Source organism: Domibacillus aminovorans (genome assembly GCF_001643235.1).
Lineage (GTDB): Bacteria > Bacillota > Bacilli > Bacillales > Domibacillaceae > Domibacillus > Domibacillus aminovorans.
Genome location: NZ_LQWY01000021.1, coordinates 75,864 through 96,608 on the forward strand (window position 1 = coordinate 75,864; position 20,745 = coordinate 96,608).

Sequence of the window (20,745 nt, forward strand, 5' to 3'; positions counted from 1 at the left end):
AGGGTAGCACTCTCTCCCCATCTCTGTCCTTTTACCTGAGAGTTTGACTCCATTAACAATGGAGTTTTCCCCTTTGGTGGCGTGTTATAAACGCTCTCTCCAGAGGTGCGTCCTGTTGTAGTTCATCTACCTGAGAGATTAGTTCCAAGGGTATTTTTGGAACTTGCTCCTTCGGTGGCAATTACTTCTACACTCTCCCACAACAATCATCCGCGCCATATTGAATTGTCACTATTTCCAAATAAAATAGAAGAATTTTTGTTAAAAAAATTACTTGTAACTGCTCGATTTATCAAATTTGTTCCTTTAGTTTCAGTGTCCCCAATACAGAACGTATAATTGCCTACCCCACTCATTATTCCCTGAGTGGGATGGAGTTGTTATAAATAAGAAGGATTAGCTTCTACATTTTTAAAATAAACAGCTTCCCCATTACTTTCTCCATCAAAAATAACGGTTGTCTTAGGAGAGAAGATTAAAACGTCCCCGACTTCACCTACATATTTATTTCCTTGGACATCACGCACAACCATTTTTCCTTTTGTCACTACTTTAATTTCAATAAAATCAAATTCTGCTGAATAATCTACTGAAGGTTGCAATGCAAAATAACCCAATGTTAATACTTCTTTTTTGTCTGTGAGAGGCACATCAAGAATTTGTCCCTTTAGTTCCGGTGTTCTCCGCAGCTCACTTAACTCATTTAAATTGTACGTACCCGCTTTAAGCAACTGAATTCCTGGCTTTTCACATAATAATTTTGATTCGGTTTGTTTAATGGTTTTTTGGTTCACTTTTTCCACCTCTAACTATTTTTAAAGTTTCCAATTGTTTTAAGTCTATTAACAACCTACAGTTAACTTCAAATTACCTTTGGCCTTACCTTCGATAAACAAACATTCATTTTATTTAGATGGTTGTTTTCTGCTTTAAAGCAGGTCGGTTTATGGAAAAGATCGAAATATCATGTTCCGTTTTACCGGTTGTAGCCAATTGGCTTAATGTTTCACCAACTACGCTTGAGAATTTAAATCCATGGCCAGAGAAGCCAGCAGCAATCACTACATTAGAGTGCTCTGGATGTACATCGATAACGAAGTGCTCATCTGGTGTTTTTGTGTACATGCAGACTGCGCCTCTTTTTAACTCACCATTTGCTCCTTGCATATACTCGCCCAAGAACTCGCGGAGGTTGTTTTCATCCTCTGGATAAACACCAAAATCACGATTAATGGTATCTGGGTCAATTTGCTGACCGTAAGTATGATAGCCTATTTTTAATCCGCAGCCGCCGAAGCTTGGGAATCCATAATAGATGCCTTTTGGCACTTCAACCATGAAAGCCGGGAAGTCGATATCATTGCTGTATTTTGATTCATCGGATTCAAAGAAACCTACAACTTGACGATATGGCTGTAATGGAATATTAATGTTTAGCTTAGAAAGAAGTTTGCTGTTCCAAGCTCCCATGCTGACAACTAGTTTATCAGCTGTATAAGATCCTTTTGCTGTTTGGATTTTAACTAAGTCCGGTGAAATGTCAAAATCCTCAACTGGTGTGTAAGTTAAAACTTTGGCACCGTGCGCTTCAGCCAACTCACGGTAAGCACGAATACAGTTTTCGCTGAACAATACGCCTGAGTTTGGTTCAAAGATTGCATTGTAGTTTTCAGGAACAACGACACCTGGCCAGCGCTTATTGATCTCATCACCTTCAAGTAAATCAACAGTCAATGAATGTTCCTTTGCAGCTTCCATCGTTTCTGCAACGAAATCTGATTCACCTTTAGGTCCGAATACTAGCACGCCTGTTTTCGTAAATATCTTATGATGTGTTGCATTTTCTAGTTCATACCATAACTCTTGTGATCTTAAAGCAAATGGCACATACTCTCTTCCTTCACCGTAAGCATGGCGGATAATGCGTGTGTCGCCGTGATGGCTGCCATTTGTATGCGGCGGGTCAAATGAATCCACCAACAATGTTTTAACTCCTTGTTTTGCTAAGTAGTAACCTGCGGCCATCCCCATTGATCCAGCACCAACAACAATCACATCAAAATGTGTGTTCATAACAGTCCCCCCAGAGTTTGTTAGTATAGTTATTAATTTTTTTACATGCAGAACCCCTGCATTAAATGCAACTCATTTTACTGTTCAAACAGCTATTTTTTTTAATCGGTTATTAATATTAAATTTTAAATATTTAGATAATTTATGGTATACATGTAGCATACAGCCTTTCATGATGTGTAACAATTGTGTATTGTTGCTTAATATTTTCTCCAAAAAAAAGAATTATTGTGCATAGTGAACAAATACAAAAATGAAGAAATGATATACTGTTCCTTTCTTATATGATTCGGCCCTAAATCATCCTATATCAAAGTACACGTTCTTTCTTTCCATTCTGTACCCCTATAGGCTTCTGCAATCCCCCGCTGACGAATATTTTCTTTCTTTACTTCCCTTACTTTAACGGATACAACGGCAGGTGAAGATAAAGGAAAGGGACGCAGAGACACCTGCTCTAGGTTGATCCACTTTGCGATGATCTTATGACCATCTGTAAACGGAAAGTTTTCCCGAAATCCATCTTTAAACCAAGGGAGTTCTTCCGTCTTGGGGGTTCCTGGTTCTTGCATGCACAAATATAAAGAGAGAGCATCACAAAATTGGATAATTGGAAGGTGAATGTTTAATAGGTCTTCTTTATGAGCTCCAAAGAGGTTTAATTGTTCCATCAAACGGTGCTGCCTGGCATTTTCCTGTCTGGAGAATTCGATGGCGTCCATCTCCTTGGCCCCGACTAAAAAGAAACAGTAGTGCAGACTGCACAGCAATCCGGCATATGGGGACTGCCTTTCAACTTCATCAATTCCTTTTTTATAAAAGGTAAGCCGAGGAACTAGAGGAAAATCGATAAAAGAATACGGTGCCTTGACTCGATCATTCCAAAAAGGCGTTTCATCCAGATCGGTCCATCCACGGTCATGTTGAGCTATAGCAAACGTTACCTCACTCCATCGCTCGGTTTCTTTAATATAAGCAGAATTCCACTGCCTGGAGATGTCCCCTGAAAGCAGGCCGTGATGATGTTGTGGTATCATTACCCAATCGTGTTCTCTCTCATAGATGATCAAGCTATCACTCCATTTTCTGCAGTATTTTGTGTTTTTTCCTTTACCATATTTTATATATTTACAAAGTTAACACTAACATAAGCTTTTTATTCGCAAACATTTTTTCCTCCTATCCCAAAGAAAAAATTCTTACTTCTATCTGTATAACCATACTTGTATAATTGAAAATAGCTGTCTTAAATTGACAGGTTTACTAATATAATCAGAAGCACCTGCCTCGATACATTGCTGTCGATCATTTTTCATTGCTTTAGCTGTAAGGGCAATGATCGGAAGACTTTGGAATTCAGGTAATTGACGGATTACTCGAATCGTCTCAAATCCATCCATTTCAGGCATCATAATATCCATAATAACGAGATCGATGTCTGGGTTTCCTTGCAAAACGGTAATCCCATCTCTTCCGTTTTCTGCAAACATTACTTCAACTTGATAGCTTTCAAGCGCTGTTGTCAAAGCAAACACGTTACGCATATCGTCATCGACTACGAGTATTTTCTTACCTTCGAGCAATGCTTTTCTTCCATTTATCTGTTTCCAAGAATCCTCCGCCTGGAATGGATACTCAGCCGAAACAACAGGTACGGTGCTTGAATTTTCGAGATGCGTTGTGGCTGCCTCTGCTTCAAAAATGGCTATTTCCTTCCTTGCTATGTTTTGATCTTCCTCCTTTACGATGTTTTGGTAATGAGGCAAATATAACGTAAATGTGCTTCCATAGCCTTCTGTGCTTTCGACTTCAATGAAACCGCCTAATAAATGAGCGAGTTCTCTGCTAATGGAAAGCCCTAATCCCGTTCCACCATATTTTCGGCTGATTGTCCCATCCGCTTGTTTAAACGCGTCGAAAATGATGTCCTGATTTTCTGTTGCAATCCCAATTCCTGTATCTTTAACGGAAAAGACAAACTCTATATTTGAATGAGTAAAAGCATCCTCTTTCTCTTTTGAAAACATCCCTTTTTCTGCTTTTTCTATTGTTAATGTTACAGCACCATGTTCGGTGAATTTAAATGCATTTGATAATAAATTTTTCAATATTTGCTGTAGTCGCTGTTTATCCGTATGAATAACCTCTGACAAATCAGAAGCGATCTGAACATGTAATTGAATATTTTTCTTACGGGCGACAGGAGTAAATTGCGCCTCCACAAATTCTTTCACGTTATTCAGTTCCACTTGCTCTTCAAGTTGTTCATTAACGCTTCTTAACTCCTCTTGCTGAGATTGAAGCTCTTGCGATTGGCTCTGTAATTCTTCCGTTAAAGCCTGTGATTCTTGAAGCAGCTTTTCTACTTGCATATGCCCTAAAATACTTTGTATGTTGATACCAAGATTACTCATTACCTCTTGTAGCAACACTTCTTCTAGATGACTAAATGATTCAAATGAGGCTAATTCAATAACAGCCAATACCTCTTCTTGGAATTCTGCTGGAATAACTGTTACATAGGATGGTCGCGCCGAACCTAGACCAGACGTAATTTTTATATAGTCTTCTGGAATTTGATTAAGTGAAATCATGCGATTCTCTAGTGCACACTGTCCAGCGATCCCTTCCCCTAAACGAAAGCTTTTAGCACCGACATCTTGTTGGTTATCGGCATAAGCAGCAAGCTTCTGAAAGCCTCCCTTATCTACCTTTACATAGATGGCGCCATACGTTGCCCGTACCATAGGAGTAATCTTTGTGATAAGTTGACGGGCTAACGTCTCTACATTATCTATTCCGGGATACATAGTCGCAATTTCAACAATTTTCGTTTTTAACCAGCTTTGTTCCTCTGCACCATCTTTTAAATCCATTAGTTGAAGCTGTACAATTTCTAGTTCTTCCGTTCTCTCTTTGAGTTTACGAACTAATATGTCATTTTCAAAAATTGTAATTACTTGTCGAATAATAATTAAACACAGAAGAACTGCTCCACCGATAAAAAAACTTAAAATGGCTTCTTTTTTGGTCAATGCAAGAAAAAGTAAAATTATTAAGCTTAAAAATGGTAATATAGTCTGATTAATGTAAAATAGTTTTGATAACTTATTTTCTTTTTGAGGTACATTGTTAACTTTATCACTAAAAAAACTGGAAAGGCCTATTAACAAAAGACAAACGTTCCATATCGGAGTTAAATATGTAATATCCCCATTATACGTGTGATATATAGACTGATATACATAATAGGTTTCGGCAATTGTATAAACAGTTATTCCTGTCGTATTTAATATTAATAAAACATGTGGAAATAATGACTTAGAAGAGAGGAATAGCAAAATAACACCAAGTAATAAGCCTAAAATAGCTACTGGATAACTTATGAAATTGCAAGTTTAAACATTGAGGATGCTTTATCTAATAGCGGATTTAAGAAATAAACCCAGCTAATGGTTGTTAATACAGTCATCATTATAAAGCAGTCAAAAAAGACTTGAATCGTACGATATTTTTTCCCTGTTACATATACTTTGTAAAAAACAGCAATGCTGTATATGAATACAAATAAATTATAAAACAAATTTGCCCATCCAGGAAATGGATCATCTATTCCCAAATAATATTCACGGTATCTCCATATTAACTCACCAATAAAATAACTAAAACACCCTATAAAAACAATACGCCAAAAGTTTTTCTCCTCTTTTTCCTTTATCCGTTGTAAAGAGCAGCTTATAAATAGAAGTGTAAGCACAGGACCTATAATAGCTATAATACTCCCAACTAATTTCAAATCGGGCCATAGTAAAATCCATGTATAGTAAATAAACGCATAAATTACAACGATCATAATTGACTGTTTTTTTTGCAATGGAATCATGAGATATCACCTTTCTATAAAGCTTTGCTCTGACAAACATTCGTTTAATTAATTAAGACATCACGCGTGTTGATTATGAATAGTCTTCCATAGACAAACGACAAAAAGGGACGCACTCTTGTAAAATGTAAGTACCACCAAACATTTAAGATAAGAGGCGTCCCCGATGAAACAGAATACTATGTTCCCGGTCTTAATTTAAAAGTCTCTTCATAATACTTTATTAACAAGAATGACACTTAAATCTAAACCTTAAGCAAGCATTGTTCCTCTATTTTTGCTCTTACCAATTGAGCATTTTCTATCCATCTTTCTCTCTTTGTTTTTTGTAAATTTATTTAAAGCATGTGGAAGTTCTCTTATAAATTCACAAACGTTTATTCAAATTTATTTGCGTCACCATCAAACGGCTCTTCAGCAACTTTGATAGAGTCCGTTGGACATCCTTCAAATGCATCGATCATGTCTTCATGCAACATCTCAGGAACTTCAACCACTCCTTCATTGTCATCTAATTTTACGAAAGCAATCCCCTCATCATCATAATCATAAATGTCAGGAGCAGCTGCTCCACAAGCTCCACAGGCGATGCATGTTTCTTTGTCGATCATTGTGTACTTTGCCATAACCGTTCTCCCCCTAAATATTGAAAAGCTTTATCTGATTTAACTCGTTGTAGTTAAATTCGCTGTTTCCAAATTCATGGATGAACTGTGACCTGGCTGTAATTTAGCTTCAGGATCGATATAGGCTTTTGCGTTATTAACCGCTGTAGGAGCTTCTCCGAATCCAACGGCAATTAACTTCACTTTCCCCGGATATGTCGTAATGTCTCCTGCCGCGTAAATACCAGGAATTGTTGTTTCCATTTTTGAGTTGACAACGATGCTTCCTTTTTGGATTTCTAATCCCCACTCTTTAATAGGACCAAGAGACGATTTAAAACCAAAATTAACGATGACCGCATCCACATCAATGATTTTTTCTTCTTGCGTTTTACTATTAGAGATAACTAGCTTCTCTATACGTTCACTCCCTATAAGATCCTTTACTTCATAAGGTGTTAACATGTTCACATTCGAATTTCTAAGGTTCTCCACACTGTGCTCATGAGCACGAAACTTATCCCGGCGATGAATAATATGGACTTCTTCAGCAATGGATTCTAACATAAGTGCCCAATCAACAGCCGAATCTCCGCCTCCAATCACCACTACTTTTTGATTGGCAAACTTATTCATGTCATCAACAAAATAATGAAGGTTCTTGCCTTCAAATGTTGCTGCTTTAGGATGTTCGAGTCGTGTCGCTTCAAAGGCACCTACACCAGCTGTTAGAATGATCGCTTTTGAAAAGTGAATCCCTTTGTCTGTTATCATTTCAAAATGATCGTCGAGTTTTTTAATATGTTGAACACGTTCCTCTAAACAAACAGTCGGATTAAATTGAAAGGCTTGTTCTTTTAAAGCGCTTATCATTTCTTTAGCACGTACTTTTGGATACCCAGCTATGTCGTATATAAATTTCTCCGGATAAAGTGCAGCTAATTGTCCACCCAACTGTGGAAGACTCTCTATTATTTTTACCTTACATTGACGCATCCCTCCATAAAAGGCGGTGAATAAACCGGTAGGACCTCCGCCGACAATCGTAAGATCAAAAATTTGTTCATTCTTGTACATTTAATTCCCTCCTTATAAAGTGCTGTATTCAGTATTGCCATGTAAAGTACAAATCTGCATAGCATGATAGGTAGCTTTTATTGCTATAAACAATCAGCCAAGAAGCCTGTATGCTCAGGCTCTTGGCTGTACCGACTAGGATAAAGTTATTTAGATTTTTTCTACAAAACTCTGCTCATTTATTTAATTATTTCCTACTGAATGATACTTCCATTTAAAGGGTATAACGTATTCAATTGGATTTTTTGGTTATTCGTTTTTCATACCGATGGATTCTAAAACATAGTTATAAAATTTAGAAACATGATTTTCAATTGGAACTAAGATTCCACCATTTTTATATGCTTTTGATCCCATGTTATCTTGGCACCATTGACAAGCTTCGAAATCCTGTTCATTCACGCGATGGAATAGTTCAACCGCGTCCATTGGTTCAAAATCTGGTTTTGCCATTTCTTCGGGATCAAATAGCCAGTCACAAATTACAATTGATCTGTCCGTATCAATCGGAATGATATGGTGGACAATGACATGATCCGGTGTTAAGTTAATGAATACATGAGGAGTCATCGTCATGCCGTAATAGATACGGTCATCTTCTGGAAGTAATCCTTTTAACATCGGACGAACGCCTTTCCCACTTATGGAGAAAGAATCTAGGCCTTCATTTAAATTCGCCCCTAGACCCACTTGATTTTGCGTACCGACACCTGATTTAAATTCAGGAAAGGCCGCTGTTAATTCAGGATGAATCGCCGAACAATGGTAACATTCCTGGAAGTTTTCTACAATAAGCTTCCAGTTTGCTTTCACATCATACTCTTTGCGATGAGCGACTCTTAGATCTTGAATTTGGTATCTAGCCAATGTCTCAAGCTCACCAAAACGCTCCATAATTTGTGTATCTAATTGTTCCTCAAGGGGCTCTGGATTTTCTGAAAAGTTCAACCAAATCATTCCATGCCACGTTTGAAGGTGTACTTTTTCTAAGCCGTAAGTATCATTATTAACTAACTCTTCACGGCATCCACTCGATTTTGGAACTCCAGCTAAGGAACCATCAAGCCCATAACTCCAAGAGTGATAAGGACAGCGGAATACCCCTGCCTTCCCAGAAGACTCGCTGCAGAGTGTTGCTCCACGATGACGGCAAACATTTAAGAACGCACGCAGCACACGGTCTTTGCCTCTAGTAATCAGAATATTTTCGTTATTAATCCTAGTTGTGATATACCGGCCTGGCTCTGCTGCCTCATATTCATAGTGGCCAACAAAAAGCCATGATTCCCCAAAAATATTCTTTTTCTCTAACTCAAAGATCTCAGGAGATGTATATAATTCTCCTTTTAATGTAGATTTGATTCCACCTTTTTCAGTTACAACACTTTGATCCATTGCCATCTATAATTCCTCCTCCGTTTTTTAAAAAATTTAACCAAAACATGTATAAGCGGACTTGATATGCAAAACGCTGCTGGCTAAAGAAATCAATTGGATGGTGTTCACTAAGCCTGCTAAAATTTCTCCTATAACTTAACCCCATGTTAGCCTCTACTCCCCATCGCTTCTAAACCTATGACAATAACATTATTGTCGGCATATCAGTCCTTCTAGCTCTATTGCCTTTATTAGTTAGTCATCGCAGTGGATTTGGTCATAATTTTGGCTGTGTAACGTTGTCCAAAGTATTCAATACTTAATTCGCTCTCTTTATTTACAGACTTAGGTGATAACAGCGCATACACCATTCCTTTACCTATGCTGTATTCATATCCAGCGCTTGTCACAAATCCAGCAACCTTCCCTTCATCAAACACCGGTTCATACCCCATCACAACGATTGACGGATCATCCAGCAGTAATGTAGTTAACAATCGTTTAGGGCCCTTTTCTTTACGGTCAATCAATGCTTTTTTCCCGATGAACGTTTGTTTATTAAGGTCGACCATATGATCAAGTCCCACTTCATACGGATCATGTTCACTCCAGAAGTCTTTACCGTTTCTTAATGAAAGAGATTCGATCCGGAGATTTTCAAGAGCTCGGTCACCTACAGGAATGAGCTGATATTCGCGTCCTGCTTCAAATAGTGCATCCCAAAGCTGTAATCCTTGATCGGAAGTTGTGAAAAACTCCCATCTCTCTGTACCCGCATAAGAATCGTACACAGCGAGGACTGGAACATTTCCAATAAATACTTCTTTGGCTCGCCCGATCTCCCACTCACTTCTTACAAATATCTGGGGATCAAGGGAATACATAATCTCGCTCGCTTTTGCACCCATTACACCAAGGCCGCACATTCCAGCTGTTAGATCTTGGATCACAATCCGGCTTGATACTGGTAAATGTTTTTTTATCCAGCTTGCTTCAACTGCCCCTGTACAAAGAACAAAGAATGTTGAAGCTGCTGTACGAATGACCTTTATTTCATCTTTTATACCTGCTAACTCATGCAGCATCAATGTACTCGTCACATGCCCGATCGGAACATCCATATTGCTGGTTGTCAGTTGTTGTAAAAACTCAAGCGCTCCTTCACCACGGACTTCCAACCGCTTTTTCACTGCTGTCCCATCATAAAGTCCAGCATGTTGACGTGTATGAAGTTGCTCAGCCTCGATAATTGGTGACCAATATTCGGCTGCCCATCCTTCCCGCTTTAAAATGGTTTTTTCATATTTTGCAACGAGCCAATCATTTGCTTCATACCATTGCGGCTGCTCCCAGCCAGATTTTTCGTTAAAATAAGCCCCTAATGTTTTTTGACGTATATAATATGGACTCACACGCATGTCGCGCGATGTTTCCGGTGGCATGAACGGATGATGAACATCGTATACTTTTTCATAATTTTCAATCGAACGCTTTTTATAATAAGCAGGGCTCTGTGCGTAAGTGTCAAAACGATTAATATCACACAACTCTAAATCAAGGGTCGGCGCTCCATTTATAATCCATTCAGCCATTTGTTTGCCCACACCAGCGGAATGGGTTACCCAAATAGCTTCTGCCACCCAAAATCCGCGTACTTTTTGTGATTCTCCCAGTAAGGGCATTCCATCAGGTGTAAATGAGAAGATCCCATTTATTCCTCTTTTCACACCTGCTTGTTTTAACCCTGGAATAAGTTTTTGAGCATCTTGCCAAGGCTTTTCAAAAAAATCTTCAGGTGTAAACTGCTTTACAGATGGCATCTCTTTTGCTTCACCATATTTTGTGATTTCACTGACCTCGACAGGCAATGGGCGATGCTGATAAGATCCAATGCCTATCCCATTGAATACTTGGCGGAAATACATAGCATTGTCTTGATCTCGGATAAGCGGCGCTGTTACTTCTTCAGTTTCATCAGCTAATTCTTGTAAATCATTCGAAAAAACATATTGATGAGCGATTGGTTGAAGAGGAATAGTGACTCCTACCATTTCTCCAATGCGCGGTCCCCAGAATCCGGCACAGCAAATAATCAAGTCCACTTCAAATCTTCCAGCACTTGTTTCCACTGCTTTTACCTGACCATCCACAACCTCGATGTCCGTTACTTCTGTATGGCCGTAAAACTTAGTCCCACATGATTCCGCAAAACTAGCCATTTCATCTATTGCACGAAGTGGTTTGGCAATTCCATCTGACGCTACATACAGTCCACCTAAAATTTCATCTGGATTGATTAGTGAATTTTTTTGAGCACATTCTTCTGGGGTAAGAATATTTGCCTCCATTCCCCATGATCTTCCTACACCTGCTTTTCGTTTCAAATCTTCCAACCGTTCCTCTGTATTGGCAACTTCAAGACTCCCTACAGAATAGAAAGAAGGTTGATCTTTATTACTTAATTCTTTGAAAGTCTCTACTGTTTGATTAGCTAACGTTGTCAACACTTTAGAAAAGCCAAGTTGAAACACAAGCCCTGGAGCATGCGATGTGGATCCCCCTGTTTCAAATAACGGACCTTGTTCAATAACTGTGATGTTTCGTTGCCCCATTTTGTTCAAATAATAAGCGGTACTACATCCAACAACACCGGCGCCAATGATGATAATTTTCTTTTGCTCCATAACTTTTCATCCCACTTCCTTTGGATAACTATAGTAAATAGTGTCGTTATCCTTATTATTTTTTATGGGTCATCAATTCCATTTACATCTACAATTACTCCTTTAAGATCAGCAGCTTGTTATTCATCTCCCATCTATAAACTTGTTTAATGTAACCGTTTTCAAAAATTGTGTTTGAAATTCGAGGAGACTGTTAGATCTTTTGGATTAATAATTAAAACTCCCTTTTTAAAAAAGATTTTTTTCAAATTCATCAACCCCTTTTGTAATCGTGATTATTTTATAATTAAGATAATAACAGGCTTGGGCAATATTGTAAACATAGTTTTTGTAATTTTTTAAATATTTAAAAATTATTTACATTACAATCGCAATTATGTTATAGTCATGATTATTATTTGGCAAAAAAATCAAGAAAGGAGCATTGGAAGCGCTTACTAAATGAACAGGAGGGAATTAGATGAAAGTGAAAACCTTTTGAAAAAGAAGTGACAGATTATTAGATTCCGGTACGACAAATGAGCAAAAGCTCAATTTCGGTAATAGAAAAGGAGGAGATTTTTTGAATACCAACAGTATTTATAAAAATAGCGTTTTTTATGTTTCTATTCTGATAACCGGTGTTTTTATTATTTGGGGAATCTTTTTTACTGAAAACCTCACAAAGGTCACCACTGCTTTTTTCAATGGAACGATTAATCACTTTGGATGGGTTTATCTCAGTTCTGCCCTGTTCTTTGTGCTGTTTGCTTTTTATCTATTATTCTCTAAATATGGTCGTATTAGGCTTGGAAAGGAATCAGACAGACCAGAATTTAAGACGGGTTCCTGGCTGGCGATGTTATTTGGTGCCGGAATGGGGATAGGAATTGTATATTATGCTGTTGCGGAGCCTGTACTTCATTACACGAGTCCGCCTATCGGAAAAGGGTATACCGATACTGCAGCTGCTGAAGCAATGAAGTATACATTTTTCCATTGGGGCTTACAACCCTGGGGTATTTACGCAGTTATTGGTTTAGCATTTGCGTTTTTTCAATTTAACAGAGGCCTGCCTGCATCAGTCAGTTCCGTTTTTTATCCTGTTTTGAAGGATAAAATTTATGGTCCCATCGGAAAAACGATCGATATCCTTGCTGTTGTTGCCACTGTATTTGGTATAGCGACATCTTTGGGTTTAGGTACAATGCAAATTACAGCTGGTCTTAACCACTTATTTAACGTGCCAGATACCCTAACAATTCAAATCATCGTTATAGCTGTAGCAACCGTTCTTTTTTTAATCTCTATAACTACAGGATTAAAGCGTGGTATTAAATATTTATCAAATACCGCCATAATCCTATCGTTTACAATGATGGCATTGATCATGATAGTCGGTCCCACATCTTCCATTTTTAAAGTACTGTTCGATACGACGGGCAGCTATTTTAATGATTGGCTTGACATGAGTTTAAGTCTACAACCATTCGGTGAAGGTGAATGGATTAATGGCTGGACCTTGTTCTACTGGGCTTGGTGGATCGCATGGGCACCATTTGTGGGAATGTTTATTGCCCGGATTTCAAAAGGAAGAACAATAAGCCAGTTTATAACTGGGGTACTCATCGTACCGGCACTTGGTACATTCGTTTGGCTTTCCATCTTTGGTGGATCGGCTCTTCATATCATTCATAACTTGGGAAACCCTGAATTAGCCACCCAAATTACTTCCAATCTTTCATTGTCAATCTTTAGTTTTTTCGATTATCTTCCACTAAGTTCACTGTTAAGTATCCTAGGTTTTACAGTCGTGGCAGTTTATTATATTACAGTAGCAGATACAGCCACTTATGTACTAGGCATGCTTTGTGAGGGAGGAAAATTAAATCCTTCCAATAAAATTAAAATTACATGGGGCGTTATTCAGTCATTGGTTGCCGTGGTACTGCTATTAGCTGGTGGTCTAGAGGTACTGCAAAAAGTCTCTATTGCTGCTGCATTCCCATTCGCTATTGTTATGCTTCTCATGTGTTGGTCCTTGATAAGGGAACTAAGAAATGAAGTTGATATTAACAAGAAAAGTGTAAAAGAAGAAAAAGCCAGTTAAAGTATAGGAAATGTAATCCTAATTGGGAATAAAATGGACACAAAAAGGTTCTAAGATAAGTGTCAGGACAATTGCAGTTAGATAACAAAAACGGAGGGTTCGCCCTCCGTTTTTGTTTTTGGTGCGCTCTAGCATGGGCGCAGTCTATAAGGTGCATGTCCCGAACCGTGAAGGCAGTAGTAGCCATTACTTAACGCAAGGGTGTCTATGGTGATATGGTATATAATGGAATCAAGGAGGGATTCTTATAGGGATTGCAGTCTTGGGGCATCTATACATTTCTTGGTCTTAGCTTCGCGTATTTCCGATACTGCAAAATCTACCTGGATTAATTAGCTCTATTTTTTATCCCATCCTTGGGAAGCGGATTCACGGTCCTATGGGTAAAACGATTGATGTATTAGCTATTGTAGCTACTATTTTTGGCGTTGCTACCTCTTTGGGATTAGGAGCTTTACAAATTTCCAGCGGCGTTAACTATCTCTTTGATATACCTAACAATATTATCAACCAAATTATCATTATTATTTACCGGTTCCGCTTTTGTCGGCATTGACCGGGTGATGATAGTGTTATCTAACATCAATATTTTACTAGCCGTTTTGCTCATGACTCTTGTTGTAATATTAGGACCAACCGCTCAAATGGTTATTAAAAAATAACTTTTTAGGGTAACCAGAGTGAACCTCGTTGGATTTTAACGAGGTCTTTTTACAAACTTAAAATAAAATTTTGTTGAAATAATACCCGGACTTCAAAATGTTTCATTAAATTTGTTTGCTTTTTTAGAAAATTAAATCCATCACGACCTATTAGGAGAATATGGAGATCCCTTATCTCTCACATCAAATGATCTTTTAATGGCGTGGTATTACGAATATGATTGACCGTTGCTTCTGTTGCTTCATCGACTGTATAGGCAGTTCTGTTATTAATCAGCATCGTAAGCATACCTTGCCAAATTAAATAATGACATTCTGCGATTCGTTCAGTATGCGCTTCTTGAATATATCCTTCTTTGATACACTCATTCAAGGCAATAACTGTTCTCTTTGATAAATTGGCTTCTAAAAGCATCTCCTTTACACCATCTGGAAATTCTACCAAATCAGTTGGGGAGTATGCATAATACTGTGTCATGTTAATCGGATGCGTACCTAAATTAGCTGAAAATACAGCATAGTAGATTTTGGGCGATTCAAAAGAATATTTACAAAAGCATTCCCAAATCAAAAAATACCTTTCCAAAGGGTTTTTTGATTTCTCAATGTATTTTGGTAAAGCATCCGTATATTTTTTTACAAAGCTCATAGAAGCAAAGAAAATGAGATGGGATAAGTCTTCAAAGTAGTTATAAATGGTTGCACTGTTATACCCAGCTAAATCAGCAATCTTCCTTATTGTAACTTTATCAACCCCTTCTTTTTCGATAATGTCAGCAGTTGCGTTAATGAAGTAAGACATCATGCGAGCAGTTTGCTTTTCCTTGTTTTTTTCTGTTTGTTTTTTCAATCTTTAACACCTCGAAATCACCATAATTAATTTTGAATGTAACATAAAATAATTAGTGTGTAGTCTATAATCATGAATTGTTCTGGGATGATTACCGCTAATCTCCCTTTACCTTGTAATGATCTCTAACGCTTTTTAATAATTGATTGTATTCTTTTGATTTGGCACACCCTGTGACGTATTAGACAACAATAAGCGTACATCTAAGTTAATATTCATTAAACCTTTCCTCTTTATCACAACAAAAAACACCTTCACCAATTCTCTGTAAGTCTCAATAGTGATTTCTTAATCGGCTATTGACCGTTACTCTAAACGAGTGAAAGTGTTTAGTTTACGCTGTCAATTTGCATTATGTATGACGGATTTGAGTCCTCGACCGCATAGAAACAAAACATGTCTATACATATAAAAGCATTTGTTTATATCACTGTTCATTTCGTTAGCTGAGGAAGCGGTCACTTTTCGCACTTAGACCGTTATTAACTTACTTCTATTATAATGGCCTAATGTTAATTAAACAACAAACTAAATCAAACGTCTCTTTTAAAAGAAGGCTGTTCCCCATCTTTAAAAGACATTGAGTGATGATTGAAAGAAGCATTAGAACATTTAATTATCACATAGGAAAATGCTACTAATAGTAGATCCTTATCATTTTCTGCTGCCAATTTCCGTACATCAACATTTATATCAAATAGCTCTTTTTTCTTAGTCTTTATAAAAAATACCTCCATTTTACTTCAACTAATCTTTTCTCCTCAACATACTGAATAGTTACAAGATTTGATAAAAGTTGGTAATTTTATGTATAGCTTTAATGTAATCGCCAACTTATAATAGAAACATTAGTATTCTATTAATTCTGATGACAATTAGATATTGCGCTCAAATTTACATGAATTTTTGTGCTTTTTGCATACATAAAGGAGGAACTTTAATGATTACAGTAAGAGAAGCAATACTTCTAACAGAATTAAATAATGTAACAGTTCGTGCCGGAAAAAGAGGGTTGTTCCGGAAAATACGCTGGGCACATGTTATTGATCATGATGATATGAGGCACTTCCTTGAAGGGGGTGAATTACTTTTAACCTCCGGACAAGTATGGCCTCAAGATAAACCTTCCGAAGACAGGCTTCTTAAAGGGTTTTTACAGCATCAAATTTCCGGTATTTTGTTTGCAACAGGCCGTTATCTAGATGAATGTCCCCCATCTGTTTTGGAATTTGGGGAAAAATATGCTATCCCTATTTTAGAAGTACCCTTTCACGTGCAATTCGTTAAACTAACCCATTCTATTCACCAAGAAATTGTAAAGCGGGAGTATAGAAAAAAAGAATTAACCGCAAAGCTTCCTTTGAAGTTAACCGAAAAATTAGGATCTTCAAACAGCAGTATGGATGTGTGTCGCAACCTTGCCAATCATTTTAATTGTCCCGCTGTAATTACTGATCCTATGAACAAAGTTTTGGATAAAATCATTCCAGCTGAAGAAAAACGTATAAATCTTCCTCAAACAATGGATCATCTCATCAAGCTATTAAATGAACGTTCGGTTGATCATCTACATGAAAACGAACCAATCATAGCAGAGGGACAGCCTATAAATGTATCAACTAAAACTTCTCCTTATGCAATGGCTGTACCACTTCAAATTGAAGGAAACTATTCGAGAACTCTTTGGCTTCTCAACTTTTATCAGCCGTTAAATGAAACACATGCGCTTGCCCTTAAGTATGCGGCCACTGTTCTTTTAGATATCCACCTAAATCAACAAATCGTAGGGGTTACAAATAAACAATTTAGAACAGAGTTAATGGAATTACTATTTGAAAATCCAAAAACAGCCTCTATATTAATGAAAGATAGAATGCATAAACTTGGATTGACCGCGAATGAGAATTGGATGGCAGGGTTTGTACTTCCTGGAATAAAGAAGATACCGCTCAGCTTATCCATAGAGTTGGATTTTTTGAGCAATGAATGTACAAATTGGATTCAGCAAACAGAAGGGATTGACGGCTTCTGTGCGGTATATGAAGGACGACTGACATTATTGATATCCTCTAGTCTTGAGTATTCGGAAATTAAAAACCATTTAAAAAATCTATATAGCCATGTGCAAACGATTTATAAGCAAATAGTTCCTGTTCTTGTGTTTGGCGAAATGAAGGCAGATTGGCTTTCTTTGGTTGAAAGCTATCAGGAGGCAAAGTCTCTAACTCCACTTGTTCAGTTTTCAGATCCTGCAGGAGGGGCCTACTTTGCAGAGGAATCACGGGGGGAGTTGCTTCTTTATGGAGGCATGGATTCAGCTAAAGCCCAGGAATTTCGAAACCTTATCTTACCAGAGGAGCTTCTTTCTGAACGAGGTTCAGTACTCTATGAAACGCTAAAATGTCTCGCAGCCCATAACTATAATCGCGAAATCGTGGCTAAAGCTTTACATATTCACCGGAATACTCTTCGATATCGAATTGATCGGATCGAACATTATTTAGAGGATAGTTTATCTTCCTCAAAATGCCAATTTTGGATCCAAATCGCTTTAGCTCTTGAGTCGCTTGCGGATCATATCCACGGATATTCTTTGGAAACAGATGATGATAAACTCATAGAGGGAGCATCTCCCCCCACTATCTTATAATTTTCTATTCATCCCATCAACAGAGCTTCGTGGAGTAAAGTGATTAACCCCTTTAAATACTCATAGTTACTGTCAAAAACCTTAAGCTGATTGTGAGTTTTTCACATGAGGTTCAATGAAAGAGCCTGTTTTGAAAAAAGAGTAAACAAAACAGGCCTTAATTGTATTTAACTGTATTCCTTTTTTAACTATTAATACCCATTAAATAGGAAGGTTTATTCATTCAGCATCAGATTCCAAACACCTTAATCACGAATGATCACTGTCAATTTTCATTCATATCTTTTTAATATAATAGCTGAATTGTGACCCCCAAAGCCGAATGAGTTGGAAATACCAATGTTTAGTGGAACACTCCGCGCACCCTCCGAGACATAATCCAAATCACACTCCGGATCAGCCGTCTCTAAATTGATAGTTGGAGGTACTATACCTTGTTGAAGACTTTTCACTAGAGCAATTGCCTCAACCCCACCAGCGGCGCCGAGCATATGACCGAGCATCGATTTGTTAGCTGTAGTTGGAATTTGATAGGCATGATCTCCAAACAACCTCTTTATAGCTAGTGTTTCAGAAATGTCACCTACTTGTGTACTTGTTGCGTGAGCGCTAATAACGTCTACCTCACTTGCAGATATATTTGCCTTTACCAGAGCATTTTTCATCGCCGAATAAGCCCCTCTTCCTTCTGGGTGCGATGCTACCATATGATAAGCATCCGAACCTGCTCCATACCCGATCACTTCACCATAAATAGGAGCTTCCCGTCGTACCGCGTGTTCCATTGATTCCAACACCAATATACCGGCTCCTTCGCTCATTACAAACCCATCTCGATTTACATCAAACGGCCGACTCGCTAAAGTTGGTTCCTCATTTCTCATCGATAAAGCTGTCGCATTTCCGAAACTTGCCAAGGATAATCTCGTAATGGCCGCTTCCGTTCCACCAGCAAAAATAACATCTGCTTCACCGTTTCGAATGACACTGAACGCTTCACCAATAGACGTGTTACCAATAGAACATGCGGTAACGGGAGACAATGATGGACCAAATGCACCTAATCTAATACTTATTTGGGCAGCGGCCGCATTCGATATCATCATAGGCACCATACTAGGACTTACTCTTCCCGGTCCTCGTTCGTTTAACAAATTGACATTATCAATAAAGGCATTGATTCCTCCAATACCGGAACCGACATATACGCCAAATCGTTCTCGATCAATCTTGTCCAATTGTAATTGTGAATTTTCCAAAGCTTGTTCAGCTGCAGCTAAAGCAAACTGGCAAAAACGATCCATATGTCTTGCTTCCTTGCGGCCCCATCGACCTTCTGCATCGAAGTCACGAATAATACCAGCTATTTTTGTTTTAGTATCGGATACATCAAAAGTATCAATCAACGTAATTCCAGACTTACCTTTCGTTAATTGGTGCCAGAAAGTATCAAGATCATTCCCTAACGGTGAAATAACGCCCATTCCAGTAATTACAACTCTCTTCATTTAAACTCCTCCTAACATCGTCTTTATTCTAATTTTACCTCATTGTTATCCTATTACAATTTGTTGTTTATCATGGTATAATTTACACTACATTAAAAAAGGGGAATAAAAATGAATTCGGAAACTAGACTTCAGGCGCTATCGGAGTTTTTAAAAACACGTCGTTCTAAAATTCATCCCCATATGGTCGGACTGCCAATGGGTAAACGAAGAAGAACACCTGGTCTCCGAAGGGAAGAAGTGGCTCATTTAGCTGCTGTAAGTACAACCTGGTATACGTGGTTAGAACAAGGGAGAGATATTAAAGTATCTGCTTCGGTTTTAGACGCTATTTCCAACGCGTTACTATTAAAACCAGATGAAAAAAAATATTTATTCGCGTTAGCTTTGGAAGAAGGAGTAAAAAACGAGTTTTCACTTGAAGAAGAAACATTAATCAACCCTTCCTTAAATAAAATATTGCAGGAGCTTCAATATTGCCCTACGATTATTTCGGATAGACACTGCCATATTGTTGGATGGAATAAGGCAGCAGCACATGTATTTTTGGATTTTGACCACATTCCGTTAGAAGAGCGGAATCTTATCCGTTTATTATTTGCAAGAAAAGAATTTAGGAGTTTAGCGGTTAATTGGGCCCATTTTGTAAAAGGATTTCTTGCCATTTTCCGAACGTATTATGGGCAATATTTTGCCGACAAATGGTATTCGCAATTCATTGAAGAAATGGAACAAAATTATCCGGAATTTCAACAACTGTGGAACCAAGGCGAAGTAAGTTCTGCTCCAGAGGTGTTAATCGAATTTCGCCATGCTAAAGCGGGTAAAATGGTCTTTAGCCTCACTTCTTTACAAGTACAAGGAGATACTGATTTAAGATGCAGTGTCTATACTCCGGTTGATGATACCCGAACTGAAGATAAGTTAAAGCGCTTAATTGAAAATAATATTTAAGCAGGGGTATACGTCTAACAAATTTTGCACGAAGCAGTTAAGTGAATATACTTTTTCTAAACGGCAATATTTATTTTGAAAACAAATAGATCTCTTTTAAAAGAAACGAATAAGTAAAGTGCACAATAGGAAAAGCAGCCAAGTCTTTCTTAAAAAAGCACTTGGCTGCTTGTTTATGTGTTAATTGATTTGATAAAGTGAATCTTCCATCAGCGGGGATTTTAGGCCCACAGGATGTGGGTCATGCAGGCGTTGTCACAGAAAGTGACGATCTTAGTCTGCATTCCGCTATCCCCCTATAATAAAAGTTGCTTTGCCCATTGACATGTTATA

At 37.9% G+C, this 20,745-nt stretch carries 13 protein-coding genes, 2 pseudogenes and 1 riboswitch; of the genes and pseudogenes, 4 read left to right on the forward strand and 11 right to left on the reverse strand.

The annotated features are described in order from the left end of the window. Nucleotides 1–13 precede the first annotated feature (13 nt). A riboswitch (glycine riboswitch) is annotated at nt 14–113 on the reverse strand. A gap of 267 nt (nt 114–380) precedes the next feature. The 9 genes and pseudogenes from AWH49_RS09125 to AWH49_RS09165 all read right to left on the reverse strand — a co-directional run bounded on the left by AWH49_RS09125 (nt 381) and on the right by AWH49_RS09165 (nt 11,699). Beyond that, nucleotides 381–794 carry a cupin domain-containing protein gene (locus tag AWH49_RS09125; RefSeq protein ID WP_063965435.1) on the reverse strand — a complete coding sequence of 138 codons (414 nt, stop codon included), beginning with the start codon at nt 792–794 and terminating at the stop codon, nt 381–383. Between the two features lie 115 nt (nt 795–909). After that, nucleotides 910–2,073 (reverse strand): N-methyl-L-tryptophan oxidase, encoded by a 1,164-nt coding sequence (gene solA / locus AWH49_RS09130; RefSeq protein WP_063965436.1) that lies wholly within the window; start codon nt 2,071–2,073, stop codon nt 910–912. 305 nt (nt 2,074–2,378) lie between these two features. Then, nucleotides 2,379–3,143: a DUF3891 family protein gene (locus tag AWH49_RS09135; RefSeq protein WP_063965437.1), complete on the reverse strand. Its 765-nt coding sequence runs from the start codon at nt 3,141–3,143 to the stop codon at nt 2,379–2,381. A 135-nt stretch (nt 3,144–3,278) separates the two neighbouring features. Then, nucleotides 3,279–4,988 (reverse strand): annotated as a pseudogene (locus tag AWH49_RS09140) (GAF domain-containing protein); the annotation flags it as partial. Between the two features lie 467 nt (nt 4,989–5,455). Further along, on the reverse strand, nt 5,456–5,956 hold the full coding sequence (locus AWH49_RS09145; protein ID WP_063965439.1) for a hypothetical protein: 501 nt from the start codon (nt 5,954–5,956) through the stop codon (nt 5,456–5,458). Between the two features lie 377 nt (nt 5,957–6,333). Then, a complete protein-coding gene (locus tag AWH49_RS09150) occupies nt 6,334–6,582 on the reverse strand; it encodes a ferredoxin (RefSeq protein WP_063965440.1) in 249 nt (82 codons plus the stop codon). 39 nt (nt 6,583–6,621) lie between these two features. Further along, nucleotides 6,622–7,638: an NAD(P)/FAD-dependent oxidoreductase gene (locus AWH49_RS09155; protein WP_063965441.1), complete on the reverse strand. Its 1,017-nt coding sequence runs from the start codon at nt 7,636–7,638 to the stop codon at nt 6,622–6,624. Nucleotides 7,639–7,887: 249 nt separating this feature from the next. Further along, nucleotides 7,888–9,039, reverse strand: a complete 1,152-nt coding sequence (locus AWH49_RS09160) for an aromatic ring-hydroxylating oxygenase subunit alpha (protein WP_063965442.1) — start codon at nt 9,037–9,039, stop codon at nt 7,888–7,890. A gap of 227 nt (nt 9,040–9,266) precedes the next feature. Next, nucleotides 9,267–11,699: a GcvT family protein gene (locus AWH49_RS09165; protein WP_063965443.1), complete on the reverse strand. Its 2,433-nt coding sequence runs from the start codon at nt 11,697–11,699 to the stop codon at nt 9,267–9,269. 562 nt (nt 11,700–12,261) lie between these two features. Here AWH49_RS09165 and AWH49_RS09170 point away from each other — a divergent pair. Further along, nucleotides 12,262–13,788 (forward strand): glycine betaine uptake BCCT transporter, encoded by a 1,527-nt coding sequence (locus AWH49_RS09170; protein WP_063965444.1) that lies wholly within the window; start codon nt 12,262–12,264, stop codon nt 13,786–13,788. 367 nt (nt 13,789–14,155) lie between these two features. After that, a pseudogene (locus tag AWH49_RS21230) lies at nt 14,156–14,450 on the forward strand (BCCT family transporter). 178 nt (nt 14,451–14,628) lie between these two features. Here AWH49_RS21230 and AWH49_RS09175 read toward each other — a convergent pair. After that, the gene (locus AWH49_RS09175; RefSeq protein ID WP_082862749.1) at nt 14,629–15,300 is read right to left on the reverse strand and encodes a TetR family transcriptional regulator; all 672 of its coding nucleotides are present in this window, start codon (nt 15,298–15,300) and stop codon (nt 14,629–14,631) included. A 940-nt stretch (nt 15,301–16,240) separates the two neighbouring features. On the opposite strand from AWH49_RS09175, the gene AWH49_RS09185 reads away from it, so the two are divergent. Beyond that, nucleotides 16,241–17,950 (forward strand): PucR family transcriptional regulator, encoded by a 1,710-nt coding sequence (locus AWH49_RS09185; RefSeq protein WP_063965446.1) that lies wholly within the window; start codon nt 16,241–16,243, stop codon nt 17,948–17,950. Nucleotides 17,951–18,222: 272 nt separating this feature from the next. On the opposite strand, the gene fabF is transcribed toward AWH49_RS09185, so the two are convergent. Next, on the reverse strand, nt 18,223–19,458 hold the full coding sequence (gene fabF / locus AWH49_RS09190) for a beta-ketoacyl-ACP synthase II (protein ID WP_063965447.1): 1,236 nt from the start codon (nt 19,456–19,458) through the stop codon (nt 18,223–18,225). A 111-nt stretch (nt 19,459–19,569) separates the two neighbouring features. Here fabF and AWH49_RS09195 point away from each other — a divergent pair, with 111 nt between their 5' ends. Beyond that, complete coding sequence (locus tag AWH49_RS09195) at nt 19,570–20,412, forward strand: helix-turn-helix transcriptional regulator (RefSeq protein WP_063965448.1); 843 nt, start codon at nt 19,570–19,572, stop codon at nt 20,410–20,412. Nucleotides 20,413–20,745: the final 333 nt, after the last annotated feature.

Coding starts and splice junctions, on each gene's coding strand:
- solA (WP_063965436.1), bottom strand. CDS start 2,073: ATGAACACACATTTTGATGTGATTGTTGTTGGTGCTGGATCAATGGGG.
- AWH49_RS09145 (WP_063965439.1), bottom strand. CDS start 5,956: ATGATTCCATTGCAAAAAAAACAGTCAATTATGATCGTTGTAATTTAT.
- AWH49_RS09150 (WP_063965440.1), bottom strand. CDS start 6,582: ATGGCAAAGTACACAATGATCGACAAAGAAACATGCATCGCCTGTGGA.
- AWH49_RS09155 (WP_063965441.1), bottom strand. CDS start 7,638: ATGTACAAGAATGAACAAATTTTTGATCTTACGATTGTCGGCGGAGGT.
- AWH49_RS09160 (WP_063965442.1), bottom strand. CDS start 9,039: ATGGCAATGGATCAAAGTGTTGTAACTGAAAAAGGTGGAATCAAATCT.
- AWH49_RS09165 (WP_063965443.1), bottom strand. CDS start 11,699: ATGGAGCAAAAGAAAATTATCATCATTGGCGCCGGTGTTGTTGGATGT.
- AWH49_RS09185 (WP_063965446.1), top strand. CDS start 16,241: ATGATTACAGTAAGAGAAGCAATACTTCTAACAGAATTAAATAATGTA.
- fabF (WP_063965447.1), bottom strand. CDS start 19,458: ATGAAGAGAGTTGTAATTACTGGAATGGGCGTTATTTCACCGTTAGGG.
- AWH49_RS09195 (WP_063965448.1), top strand. CDS start 19,570: ATGAATTCGGAAACTAGACTTCAGGCGCTATCGGAGTTTTTAAAAACA.